Genomic DNA, 1,184 nt, shown 5'->3' with positions numbered 1-1,184 from the left:
GGTGTGGCAGTAATTTGAGTGTTCATATCTTTAAGGTTTTAGCTATAATTTAAAGATACTCGACTTACTGCTTTTTCATCGATGCTATAAAAAATTGCTAGTGTTGTCCTAAAACAAAGGTCGTTGCACGTTTGCTACGTCTGATTTTCCTTCGGAAAATCCTCGCACACAAACACGCAACTTTCCATATACATAAACGTTGTGTGCAAGCTGCAAAAAATAAATGAAGAAAAACGAACTACCTTTTTGTTTAATAAAGTTTTCTAAAGAAAGGAAGTATCTTGAATCCTTTCTTGAAAAAGGAGAACTGTTCTTTAATAGCACGGAAAGTTTCAATAAACTTGAGGAAACAAACAAAGAGCAAGGAGATGAAAATGAAGGTGCTGAATGGATTGAAAATGTTTGTCTTTCAGAAGTTAAATGCAACCATCCAACATTGGGGGAGTTCAAATTTAAACCCGACCCAAAAACTCCTTGGAAATTAACCCAATTCAATCACAATTATCTAACCTGCAGCTTTTTCATTATTACCACGAAGGATTTTGAAAATACTGATATAATAAAGGTGGACGAGAAAATGTTGAAATTTGGAGAACACGCAATAATTATTAAGAACCCAAAAATTTTCTTAGATAATCTGGTTGAGGCACTAGAACTTGAGGACGTTGATTATTCAGCAAGAAAAGTGGAATACAAGAATTTAAAATCTGATGGACGAATAGAAATGAATCCTTTCATCAAAAAACTAGAGCACAAACACCAAAATGAATTTAGAATTATAATAAAAAATCAATTAAAACCTAAACTGATTAAAATAAAGGACATTGACAAAATCGGAGAAATAGTTACTTCTAAATATATTGTGGAATCGAAATGGGAAGTGACTGGAAAAAAGCCTGCACACAACAAAGCCTAAACGTAATGCGGGCTTTGGGATTAAATCGAAAGGTCTGTGTATATTTATAATGCCGCTAAATCTTATGGATTTAGCTTTGGACAAGAAAAAATAAAACTAAACAATAAGCTTTAGCTTCGTGCGCAGACGGAAACGAAAAGTTTCCTTATCTCCGCACTACGCTTAGCCGAACCGTTGTGCACAAGCTAAAAAAATCGAGATAAAATGAAAAAGGCATTAAGTGATTTAACCAAAGAAGATTGGAATAGACTCTTTCCAATAGAATTGG

The 1,184-nt window shown here is 33.7% G+C and carries 1 protein-coding gene; it reads left to right on the top strand.

Features of this window, described 5'->3' with window-relative positions:
- Positions 1–223: 223 nt before the first annotated feature.
- Complete coding sequence (locus tag B9Y87_RS21735; protein ID WP_139827317.1) at positions 224–916, top strand: hypothetical protein; 693 nt, start codon at positions 224–226, stop codon at positions 914–916.
- Positions 917–1,184: the final 268 nt, after the last annotated feature.

It is taken from the genome of Arenibacter troitsensis (genome assembly GCF_900177645.1).
Classification (GTDB): Bacteria; Bacteroidota; Bacteroidia; order Flavobacteriales; family Flavobacteriaceae; genus Arenibacter; species Arenibacter troitsensis.
This window is presented reverse-complemented; position numbering and strand designations above follow the sequence as displayed.

Bases quoted from the DNA above. Each gene is read 5' to 3' on its own strand.
- B9Y87_RS21735 (WP_139827317.1), top strand. From the start codon at position 224: ATGAAGAAAAACGAACTACCTTTTTGTTTAATAAAGTTTTCTAAAGAA.